The 26,646-nt window shown below is 64.3% G+C and carries 25 protein-coding genes, 1 tRNA gene and 1 pseudogene; 10 read left to right on the top strand and 17 right to left on the bottom strand.

The genetic code is table 11. From position 1 onward, the window contains the following. Nucleotides 1-222: 222 nt before the first annotated feature. Nucleotides 223-1,422, bottom strand: coding sequence for an amino acid aminotransferase (locus tag M2320_RS12410; RefSeq protein WP_264597553.1), 1,200 nt, complete (start codon nucleotides 1,420-1,422; stop codon nucleotides 223-225). 298 nt (nucleotides 1,423-1,720) lie between these two features. Between M2320_RS12410 and rpoH the strand changes: the two genes are divergently transcribed. Continuing rightward, complete coding sequence (gene rpoH, locus M2320_RS12415) at nucleotides 1,721-2,632, top strand: RNA polymerase sigma factor RpoH (RefSeq protein ID WP_184427025.1); 912 nt, start codon at nucleotides 1,721-1,723, stop codon at nucleotides 2,630-2,632. Nucleotides 2,633-2,727: 95 nt separating this feature from the next. Here rpoH and M2320_RS12420 read toward each other — a convergent pair whose 3' ends face one another. Continuing rightward, a complete protein-coding gene (locus M2320_RS12420) occupies nucleotides 2,728-3,873 on the bottom strand; it encodes a hypothetical protein (RefSeq protein ID WP_264597554.1) in 1,146 nt (381 codons plus the stop codon). Nucleotides 3,874-3,876: 3 nt separating this feature from the next. Further along, complete coding sequence (locus M2320_RS12425) at nucleotides 3,877-5,172, bottom strand: adenylosuccinate synthase (RefSeq protein ID WP_184427023.1); 1,296 nt, start codon at nucleotides 5,170-5,172, stop codon at nucleotides 3,877-3,879. Nucleotides 5,173-5,594: 422 nt separating this feature from the next. Between M2320_RS12425 and M2320_RS12430 the strand changes: the two genes are divergently transcribed. Then, on the top strand, nucleotides 5,595-6,479 hold the full coding sequence (locus tag M2320_RS12430) for an outer membrane protein (protein WP_264597555.1): 885 nt from the start codon (nucleotides 5,595-5,597) through the stop codon (nucleotides 6,477-6,479). A gap of 199 nt (nucleotides 6,480-6,678) precedes the next feature. Next, nucleotides 6,679-7,584 carry an outer membrane protein gene (locus M2320_RS12435; protein ID WP_264597556.1) on the top strand — a complete coding sequence of 302 codons (906 nt, stop codon included), beginning with the start codon at nucleotides 6,679-6,681 and terminating at the stop codon, nucleotides 7,582-7,584. Here the strand turns inward: M2320_RS12435 and M2320_RS12440 are convergent, their stop codons facing one another. Further along, on the bottom strand, nucleotides 7,585-7,854 hold the full coding sequence (locus M2320_RS12440) for a hypothetical protein (protein WP_264597557.1): 270 nt from the start codon (nucleotides 7,852-7,854) through the stop codon (nucleotides 7,585-7,587). Nucleotides 7,855-7,870: 16 nt separating this feature from the next. After that, on the bottom strand, nucleotides 7,871-10,414 hold the full coding sequence (locus tag M2320_RS12445; RefSeq protein WP_264597558.1) for a sensor histidine kinase: 2,544 nt from the start codon (nucleotides 10,412-10,414) through the stop codon (nucleotides 7,871-7,873). 270 nt (nucleotides 10,415-10,684) lie between these two features. On the opposite strand from M2320_RS12445, the gene M2320_RS12450 reads away from it, so the two are divergent. The 5 genes and pseudogenes from M2320_RS12450 (at nucleotide 10,685) to mtnA (ending at nucleotide 13,866) form a co-directional block, all read left to right on the top strand. Next, nucleotides 10,685-11,053, top strand: coding sequence for a phasin (locus M2320_RS12450; protein ID WP_184427018.1), 369 nt, complete (start codon nucleotides 10,685-10,687; stop codon nucleotides 11,051-11,053). Further along, nucleotides 11,053-11,670, top strand: coding sequence for a phasin family protein (locus M2320_RS12455; protein WP_264597559.1), 618 nt, complete (start codon nucleotides 11,053-11,055; stop codon nucleotides 11,668-11,670). Before M2320_RS12450 ends, M2320_RS12455 begins: the two co-directional genes overlap by 1 nt. A gap of 76 nt (nucleotides 11,671-11,746) precedes the next feature. Further along, nucleotides 11,747-11,823 (top strand) — tRNA-His (locus M2320_RS12460). Between the two features lie 99 nt (nucleotides 11,824-11,922). Beyond that, a complete protein-coding gene (locus M2320_RS12465; protein ID WP_264597560.1) occupies nucleotides 11,923-12,735 on the top strand; it encodes a class II glutamine amidotransferase in 813 nt (270 codons plus the stop codon). Next, nucleotides 12,729-13,866 (top strand): annotated as a pseudogene (gene mtnA / locus M2320_RS12470) (S-methyl-5-thioribose-1-phosphate isomerase). The gene M2320_RS12465 and the pseudogene mtnA overlap by 7 nt, the downstream one beginning before the upstream one ends. Nucleotides 13,867-14,441: 575 nt before the next feature. Here mtnA and M2320_RS12480 read toward each other — a convergent pair. The 3 genes from M2320_RS12480 to hisD are packed head-to-tail and all read right to left on the bottom strand — an operon-like array spanning nucleotide 14,442 to nucleotide 16,638. Beyond that, complete coding sequence (locus tag M2320_RS12480) at nucleotides 14,442-14,861, bottom strand: arsenate reductase ArsC (protein WP_264597563.1); 420 nt, start codon at nucleotides 14,859-14,861, stop codon at nucleotides 14,442-14,444. Further along, nucleotides 14,858-15,346, bottom strand: coding sequence for a UPF0262 family protein (locus M2320_RS12485; RefSeq protein WP_184427012.1), 489 nt, complete (start codon nucleotides 15,344-15,346; stop codon nucleotides 14,858-14,860). Before M2320_RS12485 ends, M2320_RS12480 begins: the two co-directional genes overlap by 4 nt. Continuing rightward, nucleotides 15,343-16,638, bottom strand: coding sequence for a histidinol dehydrogenase (gene hisD / locus M2320_RS12490; RefSeq protein ID WP_184427011.1), 1,296 nt, complete (start codon nucleotides 16,636-16,638; stop codon nucleotides 15,343-15,345). Before hisD ends, M2320_RS12485 begins: the two co-directional genes overlap by 4 nt. Before the next feature lie 211 nt (nucleotides 16,639-16,849). Here hisD and M2320_RS12495 point away from each other — a divergent pair, with 211 nt between their 5' ends. Then, nucleotides 16,850-17,179: a DUF1330 domain-containing protein gene (locus tag M2320_RS12495; protein WP_264597564.1), complete on the top strand. Its 330-nt coding sequence runs from the start codon at nucleotides 16,850-16,852 to the stop codon at nucleotides 17,177-17,179. A gap of 5 nt (nucleotides 17,180-17,184) precedes the next feature. Here the strand turns inward: M2320_RS12495 and M2320_RS12500 are convergent, their stop codons facing one another. The 8 genes from M2320_RS12500 to M2320_RS12535 form a co-directional block, all read right to left on the bottom strand. Next, nucleotides 17,185-17,616 carry a DUF2948 family protein gene (locus tag M2320_RS12500; protein WP_264597565.1) on the bottom strand — a complete coding sequence of 144 codons (432 nt, stop codon included), beginning with the start codon at nucleotides 17,614-17,616 and terminating at the stop codon, nucleotides 17,185-17,187. A gap of 57 nt (nucleotides 17,617-17,673) precedes the next feature. Continuing rightward, nucleotides 17,674-18,462: a lytic transglycosylase domain-containing protein gene (locus M2320_RS12505; protein ID WP_184427008.1), complete on the bottom strand. Its 789-nt coding sequence runs from the start codon at nucleotides 18,460-18,462 to the stop codon at nucleotides 17,674-17,676. A gap of 91 nt (nucleotides 18,463-18,553) precedes the next feature. Then, nucleotides 18,554-19,444 carry a DUF2971 domain-containing protein gene (locus M2320_RS12510; RefSeq protein ID WP_264597566.1) on the bottom strand — a complete coding sequence of 297 codons (891 nt, stop codon included), beginning with the start codon at nucleotides 19,442-19,444 and terminating at the stop codon, nucleotides 18,554-18,556. A gap of 87 nt (nucleotides 19,445-19,531) precedes the next feature. Then, nucleotides 19,532-20,302: a trans-aconitate 2-methyltransferase gene (gene tam, locus M2320_RS12515; RefSeq protein ID WP_184427007.1), complete on the bottom strand. Its 771-nt coding sequence runs from the start codon at nucleotides 20,300-20,302 to the stop codon at nucleotides 19,532-19,534. Nucleotides 20,303-20,435: 133 nt separating this feature from the next. Next, nucleotides 20,436-21,251 carry an ABC transporter permease gene (locus tag M2320_RS12520; RefSeq protein ID WP_184427006.1) on the bottom strand — a complete coding sequence of 272 codons (816 nt, stop codon included), beginning with the start codon at nucleotides 21,249-21,251 and terminating at the stop codon, nucleotides 20,436-20,438. Next, nucleotides 21,248-22,018 (bottom strand): ABC transporter ATP-binding protein, encoded by a 771-nt coding sequence (locus tag M2320_RS12525; protein ID WP_425540679.1) that lies wholly within the window; start codon nucleotides 22,016-22,018, stop codon nucleotides 21,248-21,250. The genes M2320_RS12520 and M2320_RS12525 overlap by 4 nt, the downstream gene beginning before the upstream one ends. Next, on the bottom strand, nucleotides 21,982-22,962 hold the full coding sequence (locus M2320_RS12530; RefSeq protein WP_264597567.1) for a PQQ-dependent catabolism-associated beta-propeller protein: 981 nt from the start codon (nucleotides 22,960-22,962) through the stop codon (nucleotides 21,982-21,984). Before M2320_RS12530 ends, M2320_RS12525 begins: the two co-directional genes overlap by 37 nt. Next, nucleotides 22,947-24,155 (bottom strand): ABC transporter substrate-binding protein, encoded by a 1,209-nt coding sequence (locus M2320_RS12535; protein ID WP_264597568.1) that lies wholly within the window; start codon nucleotides 24,153-24,155, stop codon nucleotides 22,947-22,949. The genes M2320_RS12530 and M2320_RS12535 overlap by 16 nt, the downstream gene beginning before the upstream one ends. A 156-nt stretch (nucleotides 24,156-24,311) precedes the next feature. Between M2320_RS12535 and M2320_RS12540 the strand changes: the two genes are divergently transcribed. Then, nucleotides 24,312-25,385, top strand: coding sequence for an alpha/beta fold hydrolase (locus tag M2320_RS12540; RefSeq protein WP_264597569.1), 1,074 nt, complete (start codon nucleotides 24,312-24,314; stop codon nucleotides 25,383-25,385). Here M2320_RS12540 and M2320_RS12545 read toward each other — a convergent pair whose 3' ends face one another. Next, entirely contained in the window at nucleotides 25,386-26,588 is a 1,203-nt protein-coding gene (locus M2320_RS12545; protein WP_264597570.1) for a pyridoxal phosphate-dependent aminotransferase, read from the bottom strand. Nucleotides 26,589-26,646 lie beyond the last annotated feature (58 nt).

Below are 26,646 nucleotides of genomic sequence, written 5' to 3' on the forward strand. Positions count from 1 at the left end.
TCATGACAACTGCTCCCGGCCTCACAAGCCAATGAATCAGCTGTCATGAGCGTCAGCAATCGAAAAAGTCACAGACTCTCAGGGTGAGGGCTACTGATAGATGGGGCTACTGATATAAGAAAGGCCCCTCATGGTGAGGAGGACGCGAAGCGGCCTGCTGAGCCTGTTGAAGCATCGAACCATGGCCATAACGCGGGCGCCGGGTTAACCGGCGCCCTTGTCTCACGCTTCTTTCATCACCTTGGCGATGCTCTCGGCGACGTAATCGATGTTCTTCTCATTGAGCGCGGCGACGCAGATGCGGCCGGAATCCAGCGCATAGACCGCATATTTCTCGCGCAGCAGAACCGCCTGTGGCTTGGTCAGGCGCGAATAGGAGAACATGCCGTTCTGGCGGACGATGTAAGAAAAATCGCGCCCCGGAACCGTCTGCGACAGTTTTTCGGCAAGCAATTGACGCATCTTCTTGATGCGCACGCGCATGGCGCCCAGTTCCTCGTCCCATTGCTGGCGAAGCGCGGGATCGGCGAGCACGGCCGCCGCCGCCGCCGCGCCATGGCCGGCGGGCGAGGAATAGGTGATGCGGGCGATTCGCTTGATCTGGCTGAGCACGCGCGACCGCTCCTGGGGGCTGCCGGTGAGCACGCTCAGCGCGCCGACGCGCTCGCCATAGAGCGACAGCGATTTCGAGAACGAGAACGACACGAACAGCGGCCCGCCGTCGGAGGCGAACAGGCGCACGGAAAAGGCGTCGGTTTCCAGCCCCTCGGCGAAGCCCATATAGGCGGTGTCGAGGAACGGCGTCAGCCCGCGCGCGCGAACGATTTTCGCGATCTGGCGCCACTGGTCCTGCGACAGGTCGAGGCCCGTCGGGTTGTGGCAACACGCGTGCAGCAGCACCACGTCGCCCGCCGGGATTTTTTCCAGCGTCGCGATCAGGCCCGAAAAATCCAGTTCGCCGTCCGCGCCATAATAGGGATAGGTCTCGACCGCAAAGCCGGCGGCGGTGAACAGCGCGCGATGGTTTTCCCAGCTCGGGTCGCTGATCCAGACCTTGGCCTTGGGCGTGACCACCTTGATCATTTCCGCGCCAAGCTTCAGCGCGCCCGTGCCGCCCAGGGCTTGCACCGTGACCACATTCGCCAAATCGCAGGACTCGGCGAAAACCATTTTGGCGACGGCGGCGTTGTAATGGGCGTAACCGTCGATCGGCACATAGGTGTGCGGACCGGCCTTGGCCAGCATGGCCTCTTCGGCCGCCTTCACGCAGGCGAGCAGCGGCACCTTGCCGTTCTCGTCCTGGTAGACGCCGACGCCGAGATTGACGCGATGCGGCGTCTTGTCGGCGTTAAAGGCTTCGGTGAGGCCGAGGATGGGGTCGCGAGGAAGTTCCTCGACCTGGGCAAACAAGGAGTGGGACATGGAGATCTCGTATTAGACGTTAGTCGCTTGTTAGCGCAAAGCGCGAAAAACGCCAGACTCAAATTGGAAAAAGACGGAAAACGGAACCGTTCGCGCGGATCTGAATTACCAAAATGTAATCGCCGGGAAAGGGCCGCGCCCTCTTTCGGCCATGGTTGGCGGTCCCTATATGTTCCATTCGAAAGCCCGCGGGCCCTCCGGATCGGAACGAAACGGATGGCTCTCGAGCTTGGAAACAGCCGGCTCTTGCGGCTGAAGCGGATGCGCCGCGAACGGGCGTCCGCAATTGGAGGATTGGATGGCTGCTGCGCTCCCTGTTCTCGCCGGTGATTCCGGCCTGTCGCGCTACCTGGACGAAATCCGGCGGTTCCCCATGCTGGAGCCGCAGGAGGAATATATTCTCGCCAAGCGCTGGCGCGAACATTCTGATGGCGACGCCGCCCATCGGCTGGTCACGTCGCATCTGCGCCTCGTGGCGAAGATCGCCATGGGCTATCGCGGCTATGGCCTGCCCATCGGCGAAGTGATCTCCGAAGGCAATATCGGCCTGATGCAGGCCGTGAAGCGCTTCGAGCCCGAAAAGGGTTTCCGCCTGGCCACCTACGCTATGTGGTGGATTCGCGCGTCAATTCAAGAATATATTTTGCGGTCGTGGAGCCTTGTCAAAATGGGCACCACCGCCAACCAGAAGAAGCTGTTCTTCAACCTGCGCAAGGCGAAGAGCCAGATTTCGGCGTTGGACGAGGGCGACCTCAAGCCGCACCAGGTCGACACGATCGCCACCAAGCTCGGCGTCACCCGCCAGGAGGTGGTGGAGATGAACCGTCGCCTCGGCGGCGACGCCTCGCTCAACTCGCCCCTGCGCGAGGATGGCGACGGCGAGTGGCAGGACTGGTTGGTCGACGATTCCGCAAGCCAGGAGAATATTCTGGCGGAATCGGAGGAAAGCGACAACCGCCGCACCGCTTTGGCCCAAGCGCTGAACGTGCTCAACGAGCGCGAGCGGCGGATTTTCGAGGCCCGCCGCCTGAGCGACGAGCCGATGACGCTGGAAGACCTTTCGGCTGAATTCGGCATTTCCCGCGAGCGCGTCCGCCAGATCGAGGTGCGCGCCTTCGAGAAGGTGCAGCAGGCGGTGCGCGAAAGCGTGGCGCGGGTCGAGGCCCTGCCGCCGCGTCCGACTCTGGCGGCGCTGCCGGCGCGCGCCTGACGCTCTCATCCCTGCGGATCAAACCAAAAAACTAAGGCCCGTTCGACGAACGGGCCTTGAGAGACGGCAAAGGCCGCCGCGAAAAAACGCGGCGGCTATTTTTCGTTCCACTCGGCGAACACCTCGGAGAAGATTTTCCGGCCGCCCGCGCCCTTCTCCATGGTGATCTTGGCGATCGAGCCATTGGCGAGGCTCAGCTGGATGTCCATCCAGTTCGGCGTGGTGAGCAACGTCTTGTTCTGCTCGACGCTCGCCTGGTTGAGCCCGGCCAGAAAGGCGTTGGCGGCGATCTGCACCGGCAGGCCCTGCAAGGCCACGCCCTTGGGCGCGTCATCGGCGCGCATTTCCGGCATGCCGATGGCGGCGACATTGGCGGGTGAGCCTTCGGCGGGGAAGAACCGCACGTTGATCGTGTGGGAGAAGGACAGCGACGGATCGAAATTCTTCTCGATCAGCACCACCGCCTTGAGCTTGGCGTCGGCAAGATCGACATCGGCGCGGATGGCGCTGACCAATTGCTGGTTCGGACCGCGATTGGTGGATTCGCGCTTCCACACGACATTGCCGACATAGGTCTTGATGCCGCCGGGCTCCGAGGCGTCGCGGGTGAGCAACGCGGCGCGATAGCCGACGGGCACCACGGAATCGGCGGTTGGGCGCGGCTGCGCGACGGGCTCGCCGCCGATGCGCTCGCCGATCTTCCCGCCAGTGTCCTCACTGGCGCTCTCGGCGGGCGGCGACAATTTGGCGAGATCCTCGGGACGATCGCGCAATTTCCACGCGACAAAGCCGACGAGCCCGACCACCAGGACGAGCGCGCCCAGAATGATGGCGAGGCGGCGCAGACCGCCGCCCTCCTCCTTGATCGGCCGGGGCGCGGCGGGCCGCGCCTTGTCGCGCGGGCCGGAATCGCGCGAGCCAGAGGCGCGGCGATCGTCCTCGCGCGGCGACGGCGTTTCCTCGACGACCGCGGGCGCAGGCGCCGGCTCGGGCTCCGGCTTGAGCAGAGCCTCGGCCGCCAACGCGTCGGCGGCGGCGAATTCCCGCTCCAGCCGCGCGACCGCCTCGTCGAGCGCCTGCGCCTCGCGTTCGATCGCGTCCTGGGGCGGCGGCGGCTGCATGGCGTTGAGCTGCCCGAGCAGAGCCTTTTTCGCCCGCTCGTAAATGGCGCCGCGGGTCTGCGGCGTGGACTTCGGCAGCGCGGCGACCGCCTTCGCCAGCAGAGGATAGTAGTCGGCCATCACTCAATCCTGAAAAGGATTATGCATCAGAATGGTGTCGTCACGTTCGGGGCTGGTGGAGAGCAGCGCCACCGGCGCCTGGATCAACTCCTCGACCCGGCGCACATATTTGATCGCCTGCGCCGGCAGCTGCGCCCAGGAGCGGGCGCCGCCGGTCGGCTCGCGCCAGCCCTCGATGGTCTCGTAGATCGGCTCGACGCGGGCCTGCGCCGCCTGCGAGGCCGGCAGATAGTCGATGGTCTCGCCGTCCAGCCGATAGCCGACGCAGACGTTCACGGATTCGAACCCGTCGAGAATGTCCAGCTTGGTCAGCGCGATGCCGTCGATCCCCGAGGTTTTCACGGTCTGGCGCACCAGCACGGCGTCGAACCAGCCGCAGCGGCGGGCGCGGCCGGTGACCGTGCCGAATTCGCGGCCGCGCTCGCCGATGGTCCGGCCGGTCTCGTCGGTCAGCTCGGTCGGGAACGGACCTTCGCCGACGCGGGTCGTATAGGCCTTGGCGATGCCCAGCACATAGCCGACCGCCTTGGGCCCGAGCCCGGCGCCGGTGGAGGCGTTGGAGGCGACCGTGTTGGACGAGGTGACGAAGGGGTAAGTGCCGTGGTCGATGTCGAGCAGCGCGCCCTGCGCGCCCTCGAACAGGATGCGCTTTCCGGCGCGGCGCAGATCGTCGAGCAGCGACCAGGTGCGGTCCATGAACGGCAGGATGTGCGGCGCCACGTCCTCCAGCTCGGCGCGAATCGTCTCCGCCTTGATTTCGTCGAGGCCCAGGCCCCGGCGCAGCGCGTTATGGTGGCTGAGCAGCCGGGCGATCTTGCCGTCGAGGGTGGAGAGATCGGCGAGATCCATGACGCGGATGGCGCGGCGGCCGACCTTGTCCTCGTAAGCGGGACCGATGCCGCGCTTGGTGGTGCCGATCTTGGCCTCGGGCGCCGCGGCGTTTTCACGCAGGGCGTCGAGTTCGCCATGCAGCGACAGGATCAGCGGCGCATTTTCGGCGATGCGCAGATTGTCGCGCGAAATGGCGATGCCCTTTTCGCGCAGGCCGGCGATTTCCTTTACGAGATGGCGGGGATCGACCACCACGCCATTGCCGATGACGGACAGCTTTCCGGGGCGGACGATGCCCGAGGGCAACAGCGACAGTTTGTAGGTGACGCCGTCGATCACCAGCGTATGGCCGGCGTTGTGCCCGCCCTGGTACCGCACGACCACATCGGCTTCCAGCGAAAGCCAGTCAACGATCTTGCCCTTGCCCTCGTCGCCCCACTGGGCGCCGACCACCACCACATTCGCCATTGAACCCAACTTCCATATCTCACGGCGCGGGACGCCGCGCCGCTTTCAACTCTGGGCTTCTTCCCAGGACGAAGCGCGTGGGAGGAAAAGCGCCGGAAGGACAGCCTCGGCGGGGCGAAACACCCGATGCGCCCTAGGCTTTTTCACTGTTCAGCCGTAGCGGATCGAAGCGCATTCGTAAAGCATTTCTGTTCGCGGCGTTGTGGACGATGTTTCGAAACGAAACAACTTGCCGCATTCATGATGAAAATTCACGGTTAAAGGTTAGGGTTAAGCCCTGTTTAAGTAATTCCTGCCAACACTTGCGTTCGTCAAGGCATGCTGGCGTCCGGGCGCGGGCGCCGCTCGGCTCGGCGGATCGGGATTTCGTTGTGTTAACCGCATGGCTGCCGTCAGCTGTGCTCCGGAGAAGGATTTTCAACATGGGCCGCTTCAAAGCCCTTACTTACGCGAGTGTGCTGGCGCTCGGCGCGGCGCAAGCGGCCCAAGCCGCCGATCTTTTGCCCCCGCCGCCGCCGATCGAAGCGCCGCTGCGCGGCGCCGTGGTCGAGGAGACCGGCGGATTCTACGTTCGCGTGGACGGTGGCCTCGCCAACAACAATGCGAGCGGCCTGCGGTCGACCTTTGCCGATGGCAGCACGCTCGTCACCCAGGGGGCGGTGGTCGGCGCCACCGGCGTCGCCGTCGGCGATTCCAGCATTCTGGGCCTCGGCTTCGGCTATCAGTTCAACAACTGGTTCCGCGCGGATATCACCGGCGAGTACAGAAACGCCGCCAATTATTCCTCCTATATCAACGCGCAATGGAACGGCGGTCTGACCGGCTGCTCGATCGGCAATGACGCCAACGCCTATTGCGGCGACCAGTACAAGGGTCAGGTCAAGACCGGGCTGGTCCTGGTAAACGGCTATTTCGACATGGGCACCTGGGCCGGGTTCACGCCCTATGTCGGCGGAGGCTTCGGCTTCGCCGCCTACCAGACCTCCGGCGTCACCGACACCACCCAGTTCCCGCTCGCCGGCAACAACGCCTGGGGCAACGCTCCCGCTTATACCGGCGTGAACTTCGCCTGGGCGCTCACGGCCGGCGTCTCCTACCATATTACCCCGAACCTGCTGATCGACGCCAACTATCGTTACGTCAATATGGGCAGTTTCCAGACCGGCGCGATCGCCTGCGACGCCCTCGCCTATTGCCATGGGGAAACCCAGCATTTCAACATGGCCTCCAACGACGTTCGCGTCGGTCTGCGCTGGCTGGCTGCGGCGCCGGTGGTCTACGACGTCCCGGTGCGCGCCAAGTTCTGAGCGCGCTTGCCAGAAGACATGCAAGGCGGAGGCGAAAGCTTCCGCCTTTTTCTTTGCCGGCGCGGCTTCACAGCATTCCGCAACGAAAGAAAGCCACGAAAACTACCCGCAGCAAAGCATTAAGGTTAAGCCGACATTAACCCTCTTCGTTCAACATGCCTTTAACTGAAAAAGACGCCCGGGGACAAAGAGGTTCGTTATGCGGAAAGTCACGAAGGCGGCGGCCGCCGCAATGGTTTTGCTGGCTGGCGGCGCCGTGCGGGCCCAGGCCGCCGACATGCTGGCCCCCGTCTATCAGTCCGACCCGGACGCCCTGGTCGAATTCGGCTCTGGCTGGTACCTGCGCGGCGACGTCGGCTATTCCACCCAGTCCATCCCCGGCTACGCCTACAGCTCGACCGATCCCATCGACCTCGTCAGCACCCCCCCGGGCAACCTGTTGACGAATGCGGGACGCAATGTCGGACTCATGAACTCCACGCTCGGCGTCGGCTACGTTTTCAACCGCTGGTTCCGCACCGATGTGACCTACGAATGGAATCAGACCTATTCGGGGACCTATAGCCAGACCTTCACGCCCTATTACATCGGCAACTACCAGGTCGGCGGATGTCCGTTCAACACCACGACGCTGACCTCCTGCTACAAGACCGACACCACCAGCCTGCAGAACTGGTCGATGCTGGCCAACGTCTACGGCGATCTCGGAACCTGGTTCGGCGTGACGCCCTATCTCGGCGGCGGTCTCGGCTTTACCAGCCTGCGCGCCAGCAGCACCGAGAAATTCTTCTTCAGCAACGGATCGGCTTACAGCTATAGCGGCACGAACAACACCTGGTGCCCCAGCGGATCTGGATCGGGCTCGACCTGCTATATCGTCGGCTATGCCGGCCCCAAGGCGCAAACGCAGGTCTACACCAATTTCACCTGGGCCCTGATGGCGGGCGCATCCTTCGACATCGCGCCGCATCTCAAGCTCGACATCGGCTATCGCTACATCAACATGGGCTCGATCAGCGTTGTCGACTCCAGCCAGAACACCGTGCGCAAGACCATCGACGCGCAACAGGTCCGCGCCGGCCTGCGCTGGACGCCCGATCTCTAACTAATCGTCGTCGCCCGACGCGCGATCCTGCGCGTCGGCGCAGCGCGCGCCGATGGCGGCGGCGAGCCGACCTTCCAGCGAGGCGCCATGTTCGGTGAAGCCGACGGGCGCCGCCGCATTGAGCGCCGCTTCACGCCGGCGAAACTCAGCGATCTCTCCAGGCTCCGGCGCCGGCACGCGCGCATCGTCCCAGCCGAACCCGTCGAACCAGGCGAAATCCTGCGGCGTCAGGCCCGCCCGCCGCAAGCGCTCGCGCGCGAAAGCATCCATGACCGCCTCCCAACCGTCAACGCGACGCCTGCTCCACGGACCGCAGTCCGTCGGCGACGGCGGGCGCGAGCGCGAAACTCACTTCGACCAGCGTGCCCTCGTTCTTGCGGCTGCGGATGGCGAATTCTGCATGGTTGGCTTCCGCCAGCGCCTTGGTGAGGGGCAGGCCGAGGCCGCTGCCTCCCGCCTTGGATGACACCTGGCGGAACGGCTCCAGCGCCGTCTCCAGCTCCGATTCGCTCATGCCGATGCCGGTGTCCTTCACCCGCAGCAGCACCCGCCCGCCCGCGCCGGTCGAAACCAGCGAGGTCGACACGATCACCTGCCCGCCCGGCTCGTTGTAGCGCACGGCGTTGGCGAGCAGATTGAGCACGATCTGGCGCAGCGAACGTTCGTCCGCCAGCGCCGCCGGCAAGCCGCTCGCCAGCGCCAGACGGGTGATGACCCGCTCGCGATTGGCCTGCGGCTGGATCAGCGAAACGCATTCCGCCACCACCTGGTTCGCGTCAACCGCGGCGAACGTCAGGTCGAGCTTGCCGGCCTCGATCTTGGAGAGGTCGAGCAGGTCGTTGACCAGGCTCATCACATGGGCGCCGGAGGCGTGGATGTCCTTGAGATATTCCTTGTAGCGGGCGTTGCCGACCGGACCGAACCGCTCGTCCATGATCACTTCGGTGAAGCCGAGAATGGCGTTGAGCGGCGTGCGGATTTCATGGGTGACGGCCGCCAGATATTCGGTCTTGGCGCGGCTTTCGGCTTCCGCAGCCTCCGCCCGCGCCTCCGCGCGCCCCTTGGCGTCGCGCAGGGCCGGCCCGCCCTCGCCCGCCGGCGCGAGATCGCGGAACACGGCGCAGAATTTCTTGCCGCCGCTCATCCGCGCAAAGCTGGTCGCCAAGGTCAGCGCCGCGCCGGAGCGGGGCGCGCAGGAGAGCCGCAGGGTCGGCGCGGCCTCGCCCGCGGCGAGGCGGCCAAGCGCGGCGGCGATCGCGGCCTGACCCTCCGGCGCGACGAGGTCGCGGATGTTGAGGCTTTCGTCGCGCGCGCGCCCGAAAAAGGTTTCGGCGGCGGCGTTCAGCCCGAGCAGATCGCCATCGGCGTTGAACAGGACCACGCCATCCGCCGAAGCCGCGAGAATGGCGGCGACATCGGCGGCTTCGGTTTCGCGCTGGCGCAGGCTCGCCTGGAGCGCCGCGACCTTTTCGGCGAGATGTCCGGCCTGGGCGGGCGCATCGGCGCCGGCGATGCGGCTGACGACGACGGCTTCGGCCGGGGCGCCGCGCCAGATGGTCGGAGCAGTGTCGATATGGACGGCGACGCCGCGCGCGAACAGATCGCGGCGCAGCGACCCCGTCCGGCGAAATTCGGCCTCGTCGGCGCAGCCCAGCCAGTCGAGCAGGGCGCGGTTGGCGCGCACCCAGGCGCCGGCCTGGCGGATCGCCAATCCGACCGGCCATTCATCGAACAGCGCGGCCTCCGCCGGAATGTCGGCGGGCGCGTCGGCGGCGACGGCGCGGTCGTCCGGCTCGCTCGTCGCGGCTTCAGCCGGCTCGCCGTGCGCCCCGAGCGTGCGGGCGATCTCACGAAAAGCCTGGCGTTCGTGCGGCGCCAGCGTCACCAGGGCCGCGGGCTCGTCGCGGCTTTCCACGGGTGCGCCGCCCCGCGCCGGCGGGAAGGGCAGCACCACCCCGGACGTGTCGGGCGCTTCCGGCGCCGGCGCCTCGGGCGCGGCGACCTCGGGCAACACGGGCGGCAGGGCGCGTTCGCGCAGGCGGTCGAGTTGAATGACTCCGAAGCCGCGCCAGCCGTCAAAGCCCGTTTCGCGGTCGAAGGCCGGCAGGGCGCCGAGCGACACCGGCGCGGCGGCGGCGGCGCCGTCGATTGGCCAGATCAGCTCGACGCCGCTGAACGTGGCGCGTCCCGTGAGCGCGGTCGCGAGGCGGCCGTCGGGGTCCATGCCCAGGCCGCGCGCGACCTCGGCCAGTTCGCGCCCGACCAGATTGGTCGCGACGCCACCGAAAATCTCGGCCAGGGGCGGCGTCACTTCGGTCACGACATTGCGCGCATCCGTGCGCCACAGGAAGCGCGCCGGCTTCAAGCCGGGGTAGCGGCGCTCGAAGTCGCGCTTCAGCTCGGCGCAGCCCTCGGCAGCCGCGACGGGGCGGGCGGCGATGGCGAGCTTCGGCGCAACCGCGCCGCGCAGCCGCGGACCGAGCCCGGCGAGCACGAAAAGCGCGCCGGTCTCGGCGCGGCGGCACAGGAAGGTGAGCGTCGGCGCGCCCGGGCCAAAGCCGACCCGTTCGATTCGGCCCGCGCCCGGCGCAAACCCGAGGAGCCGCGGCGCAAGCGCCGACGCGGCCGGCGCGAACACACGTCCGGCGAAATCGGCGAGGCTCTCCGCGCCAAACAGCGCAAGCGCCGCCGGATTGGCGTGGACGAGCCGAAGCCCCTCCCCCTCGGCCACCAGCACGGGGGCGCCGGCGCGATCCAGCGAGGCGACGCCCGTGTCGGCCAGGGCGGCGGCAATCTCCGCCCGCAATCCCTCTGTCGCTCTTCCGTCCATCGTCCCGCCCAGAATTATTTAATGAAAGATTAAACACGTCCGCCGCCCGGAATCCAGTTTTGATCCAGGACATTTGCTTCCGCAACGTGCTATGGTGAACAATTCGTTAATTCCAGCGGTCGACGAAGGGATCCTGCGGTCCATGTTGCACTGCACAAAATCCAATTGCAGCGCAGCATTTTCCGTGTTAGTTGTCCAAGCGTGACCTTCATTGGCCCGGGAGTGTGGGAGCGCTGGAATGCCCGGGCGCAATCATACAGGATGTCCCCCATGACCAATCATCTGAACCTCGAAATCCCCCCGGAAGTCCGTGAATTCGCCGAGAAGACCGTCGACCAGGCCCGCAAGGCCTTCGACGGCTATGTCGCCGCCGCGCAGAAGGCGGCTGCGCAGACCGAAGCCGCCGCCGAGAACGCGGCCGCGGGCGTCAAGGACATGAGCGCCAAGGCGATCTCCTACGCGGAAGCCAATGTGAAGGCGGCGTTCGACCTCGCCGAAAACCTGGTCAAGGCCAAGGATCCCAAGGAAATCATGGCGATCCAGACCGAATATCTGAAGTCGCAGATCGCCGCGGTTCAGGAGCAGGCCAAGGCCATGGGCGAGACGATCAAGTCCGCCATCACCCCGGACCATAAATAATGGCTCCTCCGCGCAAGCCCGCCAGGCCCAAGCCCGGGCCGGCTCCCGTGATCGCCGAGGCGGCTCTGTTCGCCGACGCGGCGCCGGAAGCCGCGCCGGTGGAGGCCCCCGCGCCGGTCGCGGAGGCCCCCGCCCCGGCGCACGAGGCCGAACCCACCCTCGCCGTGCTCGAAACCGAGGCGCCCGCTCCTGCGCCGAAGCACGAGCCCGCTCCGGCGGCGAAGGCTGAAGAGCATGCGCCGGCCGAAAAGGCCGAACAACCGGCTGCCGCCGCCAAGGCGGAGAAGCCGAAAGCCGCGAAGTCCAAGGCCGCCGAAACCGCCCATGCGCTGGAAGGCTCCTTCGCCGCCGCGAGCAAGAGCCTCCAGGCGTTTTCCGCCAAGGCGATGGAAGCCTATCAGGCCAACGCCGCCGCTTCGATGGAATATATGAAGGCGCTGGCCGGCGTGCATTCCGTGTCGGAGGCGATCGCCCTGCAGAGCGAACATATGCGCAAGCAATATGAGGCGCTCTCCACTCAGGCCAAGGAGCTCACCACCTTGGCCCAGCAGGTCGCGGCCGACGCCGCCGGCCCGCTCAAGGACCAGTTTGGCAAGGGTTTTAAATCCTCGAGCTGAACTGACGCAAAACTGCAAAAATGGCGCGCGAAGGCACTTGCATTCGCGCGCCACTGCTTATAGGTTCCGCCGCGTTGCCGCCATAGCTCAGTTGGTTAGAGCGCTAGATTGTGGATCTAGAGGTCCCCCGTTCGAGCCGGGGTGGCGGTACCATCTCCAAAGTCCAGACTTTTGGTCGCACCCGCTGTTTTAGCTTGGCGCGTGCGCAAAGCTCCTTTATTGCGTTGCGCCTCCTTATCCTTGCGGCCCCCTATGTGTGAATTGTTGGGCATGAGCGCGAATGTCCCCACCGACATTCGCTTTTCCTTCGCCGGCCTGGCGCGACGCGGCGGCGGCGCCGGTCCGCATCGCGACGGTTTTGGAATCGCCTTTTACGACGGGCGGGCCGCGCGATTCTTTCATGATCCCGAGCCGGCGGCGCACTCGGAGATCGCCCGATTCCTCGGCGCGCATCCGATCAAGAGCCTGACCGTCATCGCCCATATCCGCCAGGCCAACAGCGGCAAGGTGTCGCTGGCCAACACCCATCCGTTTTCCCGCGAACTTTTTGGCCGGGTGTGGACCTACGCTCATAACGGCCAGTTGCCCGGCGTGAAGAAACTGCCGCTCGATTTTTATGCGCCGGTGGGGACCACCGACAGCGAGCACGCCTTCTGCTGGATGCTCGACCAGTTGCGCAAGAAATTCGACGCGCTGCCGCCGCCGGCGCGGCTCGACCGCGAGGTGCATCGGCTCAGCGCGCAACTGGCGCCCATGGGCGTGTTCAACATGCTGCTGTCGGACGGCCGCACGCTCTACGCCTATTGCGGAAAAAAACTGTCCTGCCTCACCCGCCACGCCCCGTTCGGCAAGGCGACGCTGATCGACGAGGACCGTTCCGTGAATTTCGCCGAGGAGACCGGCCCCGACGATTGCGTCACCGTGCTCGCCACGGGCCCGCTGACCTCGGATGAAAACTGGACCGTTCTCGAGCCCGGCACGCTGCTGGCGCTGCGCGAGGGCCGGATCGCCCATTCCATCGAAGCCAAGCCGCAGGATGCGGCCAAGGGAGTTCTGAAATGCTGATCGCCGGAGAAAAACGCACCACCATCTGGCCCGACGCCGACGGAAACGGTGTGGTGATTCTCGACCAGACCCGCCTGCCGCACCGCATCGAAACCGTCCTGCTGCGCACCCTTGAAGACGCCGCGCGGGCGATCAAGGACATGCTGGTGCGCGGCGCGCCGCTGATCGGCGTGACCGCGGCCTATGGCGTGGCGCTGGCCATGCGCGCCGACGCCTCCGACGCCGGCTTGGCGCAAGCCCGCGAGACCTTACGAAAAACCCGCCCGACCGCCGTCAATCTCGCCTGGGCGTTGGAGCAGATCGGGCAGTTTTTGGCGCAAATGCCGGAAGAGCTGCGCCGCGACGCCGCCATGACGTTCGCAAAACATCTCGCGGAAAAGGACATCGCCTGCAATTCCGCCATCGGCGACAACGGCCTCGCGATTCTTCGCACTCTCGCCGAAAAGCGGGCGGGAAAACCGCTGCGCATCCTCACCCATTGCAACGCCGGCTGGCTGGCGACGGTCGACTGGGGCACCGCGACCGCGCCGATTTATAAAGCGCAGCAGGCCGGCATTCCCCTGCATGTCTTCGTCGACGAGACCCGCCCGCGCAACCAGGGCGCCTTCCTCACCGCTTTCGAACTGGGCCAGCAGGGCGTGTCGCACGAGCTGATCGTCGACAATGCCGGCGGCCACTTGATGCAGCATGGCGAGGTCGACGTGTGCATCGTCGGCGCCGACCGCATCGCCGCCAATGGCGACGCCTGCAACAAGATCGGCACTTATCTGAAGGCGCTGGCGGCAAAGGACAACAACGTCCCCTTCTATGTGGCGGCCCCCGTCTCGACTTTTGACTTCAAGCTGGAATCCGGCAGCCTGATCCCGATCGAGGAGCGCGCGCAGGAGGAGGTCACCCATATGTCGGGCGAGGCCGACAGCGGCGACCTGGTGACGGTGCGCATCGCGCCAAAAACGACGCCCGCCAAAAACCCCGGTTTTGACGTGACCCCGGCGCGGCTGGTGACCGGCATCATCACGGAAAAAGGGGTTTTTGCGGCCGACGCTCAGGCGCTGGCGGCGCTGACCTGATCGGAGGAGAGCGTCGGGGCCCGGTCGATATAGGCTCGGTCGTCTTGGTCGATGTCTCTGAGCAAGATGCGCAGATTGTCGAACATATGCGCGCTCCATCCGGCCGCATCGATGAACTGATGGAGGGTTCCTGAATTGTGCAATTTCAGGAACCTTCCGCCGTAACTGGCGATGAAGTCGTCGTGAGACAGGATGCCGATGTTGCGCGCCGCGCCGATGTCCTCGAAGACCGAAATATAGTTCTGATAGTCATATTTCGTTCCGCTATCCAGTTCCTCCCAATTCAAGTCCGGCTTGTCGATCCAGGTATTGGCTTTTGTGCAGCGCGCCAGGCGTTCGTTGAAGGACGACAAGGTCTGCAAGCGGCGCAGACGATACATTTCCCGGAGCTGAACGTAGGCGACCACGCCGGCAACCACGAGAAACGCGGTGCGAACGACATCAAAAACAGTCGCCCGCACCGCTTCAACGGCAGTCCAATCAATCATCGTCGCAATCCCATTGCATAGCAAAGGCGCAGTTCAGCAGCCCGATGCAGCGGTGTCCAGCGCGCAGCGCACGATTCTAAAGCATCAGGGCGGCGCAGGCCGCCGGCTCTCCGGCGCGCCGTCGAAAAGCCCGAGCCGCGTCGGCGCCTCAGCCGAACCGCTGCTTGATGCGCGTCAGCAGACCGTCGCGCACCTCGCGAAACGCTTCCAGTTTCTGGTCTCGGGCGCCTTCGAGCGCGGTGGCGTCCTCGGTCGGCCAATATTCGACCTGGGCGCGTCCATGGAAAAACTCCTCCGCCTTGCGATGCGCCGAGGTCGACAGCGCGATCACCAGATCGAAATCGACAAATTCCAGCTCTTCAAAGGTGCGCGGCCAATGGCGGATGATGTCGAGGCCGATCTCCTGCATCGCCACCATGGCGAAACCGTCGGTTTCGCCGGCGCGCACGCCCGCCGATTCGATCCGCATCTCCCCGCCGTAATATTTTTTGGCGAGCGCCTCGGCCATTGGCGAGCGCACCGCATTCAGCGTGCAGGTGAACAGCACGGCGTTGGGGCGGGGGGTCACGCGTCGCCCTTCCAGTGCAGGGCGGTGACCAGCGTGAACAGGCGCCGCGCCGTGTCGAAATCGCACTCCACTTTGCCGCGCAGCCGCTCCGCCAGCAATTGCGCGCCCTCATTGTGCAAGCCGCGGCGGCCCATGTCGATCGCCTCGATCTGCGCCGGGCTCGCCGTGCGAATCGCGGCGAAATAGCTTTCGCAGATCAGGAAATAATCCTTGAGGATGCGGCGGAACGGGGTGAGCGAGAGGATGTGCGCGATCACCCGCTCGCCCGCCTGGTCCGAAATGTTGAGCGCGAGCTTTGCGTCGATCAGCCCGATGCGCAACTGATAGGGGCCGCGATCCTGGCCCGGCAGAGCGAAGGAATTGTCCTCGATCAGGTCGTAGATCGCGATGGCGCGCTCGTGCTCCTGATCGGCCGTGCCCCGTCCGATCGACGCCTCGTCGAGCGTGACGGCGATCAGACGGTTGCGGCGCGCGCCAACCGTCATCGCGCCTCCAGCCGCAGCGCCACCGACAGCGCGTGGGCGTCGAGCTTTTCCGCCTTGCCCAGCGTAACGGCGGCGGGGCCGATCTTCTGCAGCGATTCCGCCGAACATTTGAGGATGGACGTGCGTTTCATGAAATCCAGCACGTTGAGGCCGGACGAAAACCGCGCGGAACGGGCGGTCGGCAGCACGTGATTGCTGCCGCCGACATAATCGCCGATGGCCTCCGGCGTGTGCGCGCCGATGAACAGCGCCCCGGCATTGCGCACCCGCGACGCCAGCTCCTCGGCATTGTCCGCCATAATCTCCAAATGTTCGGCGGCGATGCGGTCGGCGAGCGGAATCGAATCGGCCAGCGCCTTCACCACGATCACAGCGCCCAACTCGCGCCAGCTCTTTTCCGCGATATTTTTGCGCGGCAGGGTTTGCAGCCGCGCTTCGACGGCGGCTTCAACCGCGTCGGCAAGCGCGGGATGGTCGGTGATCAAAATGCTCTGCGCCGCCGTGTCGTGCTCGGCCTGCGCCAGCAGATCGATGGCGATCCATTCGGGGTTCGCCGTCTTGTCGGCGAGGACCAAAACTTCGGAGGGCCCGGCGATCATGTCGATGCCGCATTGCCCGAACACGCGGCGCTTGGCGGCGGCGACATAAGCGTTGCCCGGCCCAACGATCTTGGAGACCGGCGCGATGGTTTTTGTCCCATAGGCCAGCGCGGCCACGGCCTGGGCGCCGCCGACGCGATAGATCTCGTCGACGCCGGCGAGATGCGCGGCGGCCAGAACCAGCGGCGAAATCTTGCCGTCGGGGGCCGGCGCGACCATGACCAGACGCTCGACGCCCGCCACTTTCGCCGGCAGCGCGTTCATCAGGACGGAGGACGGATAGGAGGCGGTGCCGCCGGGAACATAGAGGCCAGCCGATTCCACCGCGCTCCAGCGCCAGCCGAGCTCGACGCCGGCCTCGTCGGTGAAGCGCAAGTCCGACGGCTTTTGTTTTTCATGGAACAAAGCGATGCGGTCGCGCGCCAGTTTTAGCGCGTCGATCTGGTCCTGGGGACAGGCGGCGACGGCGGCCTCGATCTCCTCGCGGGTGAAGCGCAGGGTTTCGGGCGTCAGCTCGATCCGGTCGAATTTTTTCGAATAGTCGATCAGCGCCGCATCGCCTCGCGCGCAAACGTCGGCGATGATGTCGCGCACCGTATGATCGACATCCTCCGAGGTCTCGCGCTTCATGTGCAGCAGCGCTTCGAAGTCTCTCGGGAAAGTTTCGGCGGCGGCGTCAAGCCTGAACGGCATTTTGGAGCTCCGGCAGATCAAAGAGCCGAATTGGGCGCGCGGGGAAATTTTGTCAAGCTTCGCGGCCCCAGGCTTCGCTCGGCCCCCCTCGCCATCTGACCTAAGGAAGGCATAAGTTTCCATTCGCGCGGCGCTGGCGCAAACTCCCGACGGCGCTCATCGAGCACTCAAGCAGGCGCGAAAAAGATCGCCTGCGCTTACGGAGGAAATCATGACCGTTTATCTCATTGCGCAAGTCAAAGTCACCGACGACGCCTGGATTCCGGCCTACGCCGAAAAAGTCCACGACATCGCCGCCAAACATGGCGGCAAATATCTTTCGCGCAGCGGCAGGATCACCCCCATCGAAGGCCCGCAGCCCGACCTGTCGCTGGTCGCCCTGATCCAGTTTCCGACGCTCGACGACCTCAAGGGTTTTGTTCACGATCCCGATTACGCGTCCTTCGCCAAGGCGCGGCAGGACGGAACCCACAGCACGTTTTTCGCCATTGACGACACCGACGCGGCGGGAACCATCCCCTATCTCGGCAAGGGCGGCTGATCCCCTCAGGGCGCCGGCCGCTCATGCTCCGGCGTATGCTTGCACGGCCAGCGCGGACCGAGATCGGCGAGCCGCGCTTCGATGCATTCGACGTCCAGCTTGACGGCGCAACCGCCTGAGAAGGTGAGGATGAGCTCGCCCGAGGGAGCGTCGCCGGGGACGAAGACGATCGACAGCAGGTTCAAAATGTCTTCCGCCCGGTCCTGGCAAAACCCGTGCAGCGCCGCCTTGCGCACATGTTCGAAATGCAGCCCCGCCTGCACCCGAAGATGCGCGCCGGCGCGCACCCAATCGAAACGGTGCAGGGCGAGGATGAAGCGCCGCTCCTTGGGCTGATAGAGCATATCGCCGACATGCAGGACGGCGTCCTGCGTGTGGGCCGAGATCACGGCGAGATCGTCCTCGTCCATGGCCATCAGACGCAATTCGCCAGTCATAGCCTCCCCCAAGCTTCCGTCAGGGGAGATAGGGCGCGCGCGGCGTCGATGCAAGAATCAGCGGTCGAACAGGCTGTCGAAAAATCCGGTCTGCTGCTGCGGCGGCGAGGCCAGGGTCGGCGTCTCCTGCGGCGCCTCGGGCTTGACCGGCGGCGAATGGGCGTCGCGCATCTCGCGAAGCATGCCCTTGGATTTGGCGGTGTTGTAATAGCCGGCGGCGTAGAGCCGCACCGCCCGGTTCATGTCGCCGCCGGCGAGCGCCCAGGCGTTGGCGAGATAGGGCGTGGCGTAGGCCAGATTGGTTTCCGCGTCGAGCAGGCCCTTGGCGCCGCCCTTGTAGCCCATGCCGCGCGCGGTGGCGTGGGTGATCTGCATCAGTCCGTAATAGCGGTGGTGGACGATCCCCGGATGATATTTGCTCTCGCGCATGATGACGCGGTGGAGAAGCTCGAGCGGCACGCCATGGCGCGCGGCATATTTGCGGGTGAGATCGGCGAGACCGGCCTTTTCGGCGGCGGTAAACCCGTCGGGGTCCAGAGCGGCGGCTGTGTCGGGACGCGGCTTGAACGGCGCAGGCGGCGGGGCGGGCGGAGGCGGAGGCGGTTCGATCCGGGCCTGCGCCGGCGGCGCGACATCCGCAGGCGCGGCCGGATCGACGCTCGGCCGGAGTTCGACCACCGAGGGCTGCTCGGCGGACGACTGATCAGCGCCCGGCGCGAGCTCGGGCGCATCGCTGGGAAAGGCCGGTCGAGGCGGCGGCGCTGGCGGATGGTCGGGCAGACCAGCCGCAAAGGCGGGGCTTGCAAGGGCGAACAGGGCGAGGGCGCGGGTCAGAGCTTGAGCCATGCGCATTGTCTGCCGCGAAATTGTGGCGAAGACAAGAAGCGAAGGTCACGGCCGGTGAGCCAGTATGCTGCCTACGGGTTCGGTTGGCAGATCAACTCTCGATTTCGACCGAAAAGGTGGTCTTGGAAAGCTTAGCTCTCCTTATAGGAACTGTCGCACAAGGAGACCCCTTAATCATAGCAATAATTCTATGATGATTTTCGTCGCTCAATTTTGGACCCGCAATAATTGAAAGCAAATCACTCCTTTCAAATCTCATATTTTTTGCAAGGTTATAATCATAGACAATCCTAACCTCGGCTTCATATGCCCACTCCTCAGATTTCGTGAAAAATAGTATCTTTTCACTTTCAGCTCGCTTTAGCGGAGTGGCATTTACCGGAACTGGAAGCCCCTCATGGTTAACAGACAAGCAAAGAGCAAGACTTAACGGATAAGTTGGTCGATATTTTGAATAACTAACATAACCAATTGTATAGCTTGGCTTCCATCTAAACCCATTCGCAAGAAAATGAAGGCAAATTCCCTGGTAGCCATTGGCATAATGGGACCAAAGCAAGCCGGAATCTGCTCTTTCACAGAACGAAATTATACGATATCTCTTTATCGTATCTTCGATAAAAGATTGCGCTCTCATCCGAGATGGGCGAGAATCCGAGAAAATTTCCTCTAACGACCTATTATTTTCATTATCGAAATTCGGCGAAAACCTATTATATTTCACAGCAGCTGCGATAGCGCCTGGCTGAAGATCGTCAAACAATACCGGAGATACTTCAAACGGATCGTTTAGATGCGAAGCCGCCGATCCATAAAGCTCCAATTTATGTAAGGTACTTTCAAGATAGTTCCACGAAATTTCCGAATCAAGACTGACGTATTTAAATAAGGACTGATAATAGCCCGGACGTCGAATATTTGTTCCATTTTGAATTAACGTTAGCTCATGAGAAACCCAGTTTTCGAAATCGTAGTCAGACATCGCGACAATCCTGGCCTGAAGGATGGGCTATTTAGCAACCAATTAGTTCATAGACACGATATCTGCCCTCGCAGAGCAGGAAAGAGCTCACACCTGCGCGACGAAAAACAACCTGGGATAGTGCAGCAAAACCTTGCCGTCGTCCTGCGCCAGATAGGCCATTTCCAATTCGCGCCGGTAATGCGCGAGAAAGGCTGTGCTTTCTGCGTCGTCAAGCCGATCGAGGAACGGCAGCAGCGCCGAACCGGCGAACCAGTCGATCACCGCGTCATAGCCGTCGAGCGGATGCACATAAGTGGTTTGCCAGAGATCGATGGCGCGCACATGCGGCGACAGCCAGGCGTAATAATCGTCGATATGGCCGATCGCCGCGCGGCTTTTGGCGACGGGCGCGAGCTTTTCCATCCAGGGACCGTCGACCGCCACCATGCGCATCAGCGCGTGGGCGGGGTCCTGCAGCACGTTGGGCATCTGCACCGCCAGCACCCCGCCCGGATTGAGGAAGGACAGGAGCTTTGGCAGCAGGCGGTCGTGCTCCGCCGCGAAATGCAGGGCGGCATTGGCGAAAATCAGGTCGACCTTGGCGTCGGGACGCCAATCCGCCAGATCGGCCTCGATGAAGCGCGCCCCGGGCAAACGCTCGCGCGCCGCCTTGATCATGCCGGGCGAACGGTCGACGCCCAAAATGTCGCCGCAGCGGTAATAAAGCGACAGAATGGCGGCGCTGTTGCCGGGACCGCAGCCGAGATCGACGATTTTACGCGGGGCCAGGGGCGGCACGCGCGACAAAAGGTCGCGCGCGGCCTGCGCCCGTTCGCGTTCGAATTTCAGATAGAGCGTTGAGTCCCAGTCGCGCATGGGCATTTATTGCCGGGAAGCGGCACAGAAGTCTAGTAGAATAGTAGATTTGTCCCGCTCGCACGCACCCTTTTCAAGCCGCGGCGCTCCTCCTAAGCCGCGGCGCTTCGCCTAAGCCGCGGCGCTCTCCTCCTTACGCAGCAGCGCCTGGAGCGCCCCGCAACGTCATCAGCCCACGCGAGGGATCATAGGCGACGATCGCGCCGAGCATAAAGACCAAAGTGCAGCCGAACACGACGGCGAAGGCGAGCGGATTGAACTGGGTGTAGAGCGCGAAGCGAATCAGCTCCACCGCATGGGTGAACGGATTGATCTGGCAAATATAATAGACCCAGGGGCTGCCCTCCTTCACCCGCCAGAGCGGATAGAGCGCGGAGGAAGCGAAAAACATCGGGAAGATGACGAAATTCATCACGCCGGCGAAATTTTCGAGCTGTTTGATCAGCGACGACAGCAGCATGCCCAGCGCGCCCAGCATCAGCCCGACGAGGAAGAAGGCCGGCAGCACCGTGAGATAGCCGAGCGGCGGCGCCTCGATGTCCCACAGCCAGGCGATCAGCAGATAGGCGTAGCATTGCGACACCGAGACCAGCGTGCCCGCGATCAGCTTGCCAAACAGCAGGAACCAGCGCGGAAACGGCGACAGCAGCAGCACCCGCATATTGCCCATCTCGCGATCGTAAACCATCGACAGCGACGATTGCATGCCGTTGAACAGCTGGATCATCGCCAGCAGGCCGGGGGTGATGTAGACCTCGTAGAGAATGTAGGTTTCGTAGGGCGGGATGATGGAAATGCCCAGCACCTGACGGAACCCGGCGGCGAAGATGAACAGCCAGACCAGCGGACGCACCAGGGCCGATACAAAACGCTCGCGCTGGTGCAGGAAGCGCAGCCCCTCGCGCCAGATGATCCCTTTCAGACAGATGGCGTAAGCCGCGAGCGTCATGGCGCCCCCTCCCCGATCAGCGTCACGAAAGCGTCCTTGATGTCCATCGCGCCCGTCTGCTCCAGCAGCGCCCGCGCCGACCCGGTCGCGCGCACAAACCCCTTGTGCAGCACGATCACCTCGTCGGTCGCAAAAACCTCGTCGGTGAGATGGGTGGCCCAGAGCACGCTCATGCCCTCGCTGGCGATCAGCCCGCGCACCAGTTTCAAAATGTCGGCGCGCGCGCCAATGTCGAGGCCGACGGTCGGCTCGTCGAGCACCAGGAGGCGCGGCTGGTGCAGCAGCGCGCGGGCGATTTCGACGCGGCGCATCTGCCCGCCCGAGAGATTGCGCACCTTGTCGTCCAGACGGTCGCCGAGTTGCACAGCGGCAAGCAGCTCGCGTGTTCGCGCATTCGCCTGGGCCTTGCCGATGCCGTGCAGCGCGGCGTGGTAATAAAAATTCTGGGCGACGGTGAGGTCGAGGTCGAGCGTGCGCGACTGGAACACCACGCCCAATTGCGCCAGCGCTTTGCGCGGCTCGCGCTGGAGATCGCAGCCCATCACGGCGAGCGATCCGCTGCGCAACGCGAACAGCCGCGTCACCAGCGAAAACAAAGTGCTCTTGCCCGCCCCGTTGAGGCCGAGCAACACGCAGAACGCGCCGCGGGCGACCTCAAAACTTACATCGTTCAGCGCTTTTCGCGCGCCATAGCTGTGCGAAACGTTGCGCGCCTCCAGCGCCGGCGTGGTCATGGTTTTGCCGGTCCCGGAATCACCAGCTCCCACGGCGATTCTCCCACCTGGATCGATTTCACCACCTTCAACGCGCCGACGTCGATCACCGACACATCGTTGGAAATCCCGTTGGCGGTCAGCAGAAACTTGTCGTCAGGCGTGAAGGCGGCGTGCCAGACCCTTTGGCCGACCAGCAGATATTTCAAGACTTTTCGTGACTTCACATCGACAACCGCCATGCGGTTGGCCGGGCCGAGCGAAACGAAAGCCAAAGTCCCGTCATGAGAAATGTTGATGCCGACCGGTTGGACGTTTTCCGCGCGCAGACCGGGCACCTCAAACCGGATGCGCTCGACGATTTTCCGCGTCTGCGCGTCGATGATGCTGATCGAGCCGCCGATTTCCGCGGACACCCAGACCTCCTTGCCGTCGGGCGTGAACGCCGCCATGCGCGGGCGCGCATCGACCAGCACATTGGCCAAAATCTTTCGCCGCTCCGCATCGACGAAATGCGCCATATTGGTGGTTTCGGTCGTGGCGACGACGGTTTTTCCGTCGGGGCTCACCGCCAGCCCCTCGGGCTCGACGCCAAGCCGCGCCCCGCCAAGCCGCTCCTTGGTCTCCAGATTGAAGAAGGTGAGCGTGTTGCTGTCTTCATTGGTGACGTAGAGCGTCTTGCCGTCCGGCGAGGTTTCGATGCGCTCGGGATCGCGTCCCGCATCGAACGTGTCGGACACGCTCAAGCTCTTCGTATCAATGGCGGCGATCTGGTCGGCGTCGCCCAGAGCCACATAGACGGTTTTGCCATCGGAGCTGACGGCGAGCCCGCGCGGGCGCTGGCCCACCGGGATCGTCGTCTTCAGCATCATCGACTCCACGTCGATCACCGAAATGGTGTTGCCCTTCTCATTGCTGACGAAGGCGTCGGTGGCGAAGGCGGGGCTCGCCGCCAGCAGCGCGACAACGAAAGCGGCGCGGCTCATTTCAAACGGCATTTCGTCTCCGGTCGGTCGAGGCCCAGCGTATCGAGCTCGGAAAATTGATGCATGAAACCTTCCTGCGGCGAGACCGACACGACATTGCGGCCGTCCGAGAGCAGGATCGGCTGGCGCAATTGCAGGTTCCAGTCGCGCAGGGTGAGTTTCTGGCCCTTGAACGCCGCGAGGGCAAAATCCTTCGACAGAAAATAGGCCCGCGCCGCGCCGATGTCGCCCGCGGCGTCATGGGCCGCCGCCTCGCCGATCATGCGCGCCGCCGTCCAGCCGTTCATGTCGAGCGCGCTCATGCGGCGGGAAAATTTCCGCTCGAAGCGCTGCTGCAATTGCGTGGCGCCCGCCTGCTCATAAGACGGGTCCCAGGAGGTGGGGACGAGACCGGCCGACCCGGCGACCGGACGCGCATCCCAGGTGCGATAGGGCAGATATTCGCCGAAAACCGCGCTCTCGTCGGCCGCCAGCATCACGTCATAAGCGGGGGCGTTTTGGGTGAAGGCGGGAATTTGCTTTTGCACCAGCGCCACGCCGCTGTCGGCGCGGCGGGCGCCGCCGGCGTCGGCGAACATGCGCTCTTCCACGATTTTACCGCCGAAGCGGGTCGCGGAGCGTTTCAGCGCCTCGGCCCAAAGCCGGTCCGCATCATGCGAGCCGACGACCACCAAAAACTTGCGCCATTGCTTCCACAACAAATATTGCGTGAGCCCGTCGGCCAGCATGGCGCGCGAGGGCGCGACGTGGATGACGTTCGCCCGACAAAACTCTTCGCGCAAAACCTCGTCGGCGGCGCCGATGTTGAACAACAAGGTTTTGGCGCCAGCGGCGCTGTCGGCGGCCTTCAGCAGGTTTTCCGCCGAGAGATCGGCGAGAACGAAGCGCGCCCCCCGGCCCTCCAGATCAGCGAGGGCGGCCCCAGCATCTTCGCCGGGCTTGAGCCGGTGGGCGACAAGCGAAAATGTCTGGCCCAGAAACTCGCCGGCGACATTGTTGTCGTCGAGCCCGGATTCGGCGCCGGCCTGGCCGTCGTTTTCAGCGGGAAGCGCGAGGCGCGAGATCGCGGTGCGGTTTTCGGCGCGGCGCAGATAGCCGATCACGATATTTTGCGCCGGAGCGTCGCTTTCGGGCGCCGGCGGCTCGGCCCGAGCGGGCGCGACGAGCAGGATCAGGCCGAAAAGCCCACGAATCCATCGGGTCATCTGTCCCGTCAAAGCGTCTCCCTGCGGCAATAAAACCGCTGCATTCTTGTTTGCTCTCTTTTTAGCGGGCGAACGGGCGGGCGCCGACCCTGCTTTAGAACAATGCGCGCCCTCGCTTGTTTGGTTTATCGTTGAACGAACAAGGCGGAGACCGCCATGCGGGGAGGAAATCCATTCGCCCAGGATTGGGCGGGTCTGTTTTTGCCGGGCTTGGCGGCGGCCGAGGCGGGCGCGCAAGTCATGAGGCGATGGGCCGAGGGTTTTGTGGCGACGCCGCCGACGCCCGCGCCGGATTGGGCGAGCGCCAACGAAATTGTCCTCAAACTTCGCGCGGCGCGCCTGCGCCGATTCGGCGACGGCGCGGGACGGCCGATTTTGGTCTGCGCGCCCTTCGCCCTCCATGGCGCGCAGATCACCGACCTCTGCCCGGGCCACAGTCTGATGCAGCGGCTGCGGACCTGCGGCCGGCCGCTCTATCTGATCGAATGGCTGTCCGCCGGCCCTGACGAGGCTGGTCGCGGCATTGACGATTACCTCTGCGACCTCAACGTGCTGGTCGGCGAACTGGGCGAGGTCGATTTTGTCGGCATCTGCCAGGGCGGCTGGCTCGGTCTGATGTTCGCCGCGCGCTTTCCGGGGCGGCTGCAAAAAATCGTCCTGGCCGGCGCGCCCGTCGACATCGAAGCGGGCGATTCAAAACTGTCCCGCCTCGCGCAATCGACGTCGCTGGAAACATTCCGCGAATTGGTGCGGCTGGGCGGCGGACTGGCGCTCGGCGCCCATGCGGATCGAGTCTGGCCGCAGCCGCAGGCGCCCGAGGACATCCATCGCCTGCTGCAAAGCGACGCCCCCTGCGACTCCGAGGTTTTTGCCGCCAGCGCGGAGGCGTTCCGCCGCTGGGCCGCCTGCACGCTCGACCTCCCCGGCGTCTATTATCTCGAAGTCGTGGAGAATTTTTACAGGGCCAACGCCTTGGCGCGCGGCGAATTCGTCGCCTTGGGAAAGCGGATTAATCTGCGCGACATCAAGAGCCCGCTGTTCATGCTGGCGGCGGACCAGGACGAGATCACGGCGCCGGCGCAAACCTTTGCCTGCGCGAATCTGGTGGGCGCGCCGCCGGATCAGATCACGACTCGCCTGGCTGAAGGCGGCCATTTGAGCCTGTTTTTGGGATCGCGAAATCTGCGGAATGTCTGGGCGGAGGTCGTCAGGTGGCTCAGCCTCGCCTGATCACCTCAACCCCGCGCAAAACGCCTGAATCTTTGCACAGGCCTTTTCCAACGCTTCGTTCGAGGTCGCATAGGACACGCGGAAATTCGGCCCCATGCCGAAAGCCGAGCCCTGCACCACGGCGACCCCCTCCTCCTCCAGCAAAGCGGTGACGAAATCCGCGTCGCTCAGGATTCTGGTCCCGCCCGCCGAAACCTTTCCGATCGCGTCGGCGCAGGACGGGAACACGTAAAACGCGCCCTCGGGCTTGTGCGTCTGCAAATGCGCGGCGTGGTTGAGCATGGAGACGACGAGGTCGCGGCGACTTTCGAAGGCGCGCCGGCTTGTCGCAATGAAATCCTGCGGTCCGCTCAGCGCCTCGACCGCCGCCCATTGCGCAATGGAGCAAGCGCCGGAGGTTTGCTGCCCCTGGATCATGTCCATCGCCCGGATCAGCTGTTCCGGCCCCGCCGCATAGCCGATGCGCCAGCCGGTCATGGCGTAGGATTTCGACACCCCGTTCATGGTTAGGGTGCGGTGGTAGAGGCCGGGCTCGACCTGCGCCGGCGTCGTGTAAACAAAATCGCCGTAGACGAGATGCTCGTACATGTCGTCGGTGAGCACCCAGACGTGTTCGTGGCGCAGCAAGACCTCTGTCAGCGCCTTGAGCTCATCGCGCGTATAGGCCGCGCCCGAGGGATTGGACGGCGAATTCAGGATCACCCATTTGGTGCGCGGCGTGATCGCGCGCTCCAAATCCTCGGGCTGGAGCTTGTAGGCCTGCTCCGCCTTGGTCTCGACGATCACCGCGGTTCCGCCGCACAAAGCGACGATTTCCGGATAGGACACCCAATAGGGCGCGGAAATGATGACCTCGTCGCCGGGATTGAGGCTCGCCATCAGCGCATTGAACAGAATCTGCTTGCCGCCCGTGCCGACAATGCATTGCGTCGGCTTGTAATCGAGCCCGTTCTCGCGCTTGAATTTGTTCGCAATGGCCTCGCGCAGCGGCAGGATGCCGGCGACGGGGCCATATTTGGTTTCCCCGCGCTGGATCGCCGCAATCGCCGCCGCCTTGATGTTGTCGGGCGTGTCGAAATCCGGCTCACCCACGGACAGGCTGATGATTTCACGCCCGCGCCCGCGCAATTCCCGCGCTTTCTGGGTGACGGCGATGGTGGCGGACGGTTTGACGCGAGACAGCGCGTCGGCGAGGAAAGCCATGTCAAATCCTGGGCCAGAGTTTGGCGCGGGACCATAACGGCGGCGACATGAAAGGGAA

Origin of the sequence: Rhodoblastus acidophilus (assembly GCF_025961575.1) — a bacterium.
GTDB lineage: Bacteria > Pseudomonadota > Alphaproteobacteria > Rhizobiales > Beijerinckiaceae > Rhodoblastus > Rhodoblastus acidophilus_C.

Bases quoted from the DNA above. Each gene is read 5' to 3' on its own strand.
- M2320_RS12410 (WP_264597553.1), bottom strand. From the start codon at position 1,422: ATGTCCCACTCCTTGTTTGCCCAGGTCGAGGAACTTCCTCGCGACCCC.
- rpoH (WP_184427025.1), top strand. From the start codon at position 1,721: ATGGCTGCTGCGCTCCCTGTTCTCGCCGGTGATTCCGGCCTGTCGCGC.
- M2320_RS12420 (WP_264597554.1), bottom strand. From the start codon at position 3,873: ATGGCCGACTACTATCCTCTGCTGGCGAAGGCGGTCGCCGCGCTGCCG.
- M2320_RS12425 (WP_184427023.1), bottom strand. From the start codon at position 5,172: ATGGCGAATGTGGTGGTGGTCGGCGCCCAGTGGGGCGACGAGGGCAAG.
- M2320_RS12430 (WP_264597555.1), top strand. From the start codon at position 5,595: ATGGGCCGCTTCAAAGCCCTTACTTACGCGAGTGTGCTGGCGCTCGGC.
- M2320_RS12435 (WP_264597556.1), top strand. From the start codon at position 6,679: ATGCGGAAAGTCACGAAGGCGGCGGCCGCCGCAATGGTTTTGCTGGCT.
- M2320_RS12440 (WP_264597557.1), bottom strand. From the start codon at position 7,854: ATGGATGCTTTCGCGCGCGAGCGCTTGCGGCGGGCGGGCCTGACGCCG.
- M2320_RS12445 (WP_264597558.1), bottom strand. From the start codon at position 10,414: ATGGACGGAAGAGCGACAGAGGGATTGCGGGCGGAGATTGCCGCCGCC.
- M2320_RS12450 (WP_184427018.1), top strand. From the start codon at position 10,685: ATGACCAATCATCTGAACCTCGAAATCCCCCCGGAAGTCCGTGAATTC.
- M2320_RS12455 (WP_264597559.1), top strand. From the start codon at position 11,053: ATGGCTCCTCCGCGCAAGCCCGCCAGGCCCAAGCCCGGGCCGGCTCCC.
- M2320_RS12465 (WP_264597560.1), top strand. From the start codon at position 11,923: ATGTGTGAATTGTTGGGCATGAGCGCGAATGTCCCCACCGACATTCGC.
- M2320_RS12485 (WP_184427012.1), bottom strand. From the start codon at position 15,346: ATGACGGTTGGCGCGCGCCGCAACCGTCTGATCGCCGTCACGCTCGAC.
- hisD (WP_184427011.1), bottom strand. From the start codon at position 16,638: ATGCCGTTCAGGCTTGACGCCGCCGCCGAAACTTTCCCGAGAGACTTC.
- M2320_RS12495 (WP_264597564.1), top strand. From the start codon at position 16,850: ATGACCGTTTATCTCATTGCGCAAGTCAAAGTCACCGACGACGCCTGG.
- M2320_RS12500 (WP_264597565.1), bottom strand. From the start codon at position 17,616: ATGACTGGCGAATTGCGTCTGATGGCCATGGACGAGGACGATCTCGCC.
- M2320_RS12505 (WP_184427008.1), bottom strand. From the start codon at position 18,462: ATGGCTCAAGCTCTGACCCGCGCCCTCGCCCTGTTCGCCCTTGCAAGC.
- M2320_RS12510 (WP_264597566.1), bottom strand. From the start codon at position 19,444: ATGTCTGACTACGATTTCGAAAACTGGGTTTCTCATGAGCTAACGTTA.
- tam (WP_184427007.1), bottom strand. From the start codon at position 20,302: ATGCGCGACTGGGACTCAACGCTCTATCTGAAATTCGAACGCGAACGG.
- M2320_RS12520 (WP_184427006.1), bottom strand. From the start codon at position 21,251: ATGACGCTCGCGGCTTACGCCATCTGTCTGAAAGGGATCATCTGGCGC.
- M2320_RS12530 (WP_264597567.1), bottom strand. From the start codon at position 22,962: ATGCCGTTTGAAATGAGCCGCGCCGCTTTCGTTGTCGCGCTGCTGGCG.
- M2320_RS12535 (WP_264597568.1), bottom strand. From the start codon at position 24,155: ATGACCCGATGGATTCGTGGGCTTTTCGGCCTGATCCTGCTCGTCGCG.
- M2320_RS12540 (WP_264597569.1), top strand. From the start codon at position 24,312: ATGCGGGGAGGAAATCCATTCGCCCAGGATTGGGCGGGTCTGTTTTTG.
- M2320_RS12545 (WP_264597570.1), bottom strand. From the start codon at position 26,588: ATGGCTTTCCTCGCCGACGCGCTGTCTCGCGTCAAACCGTCCGCCACC.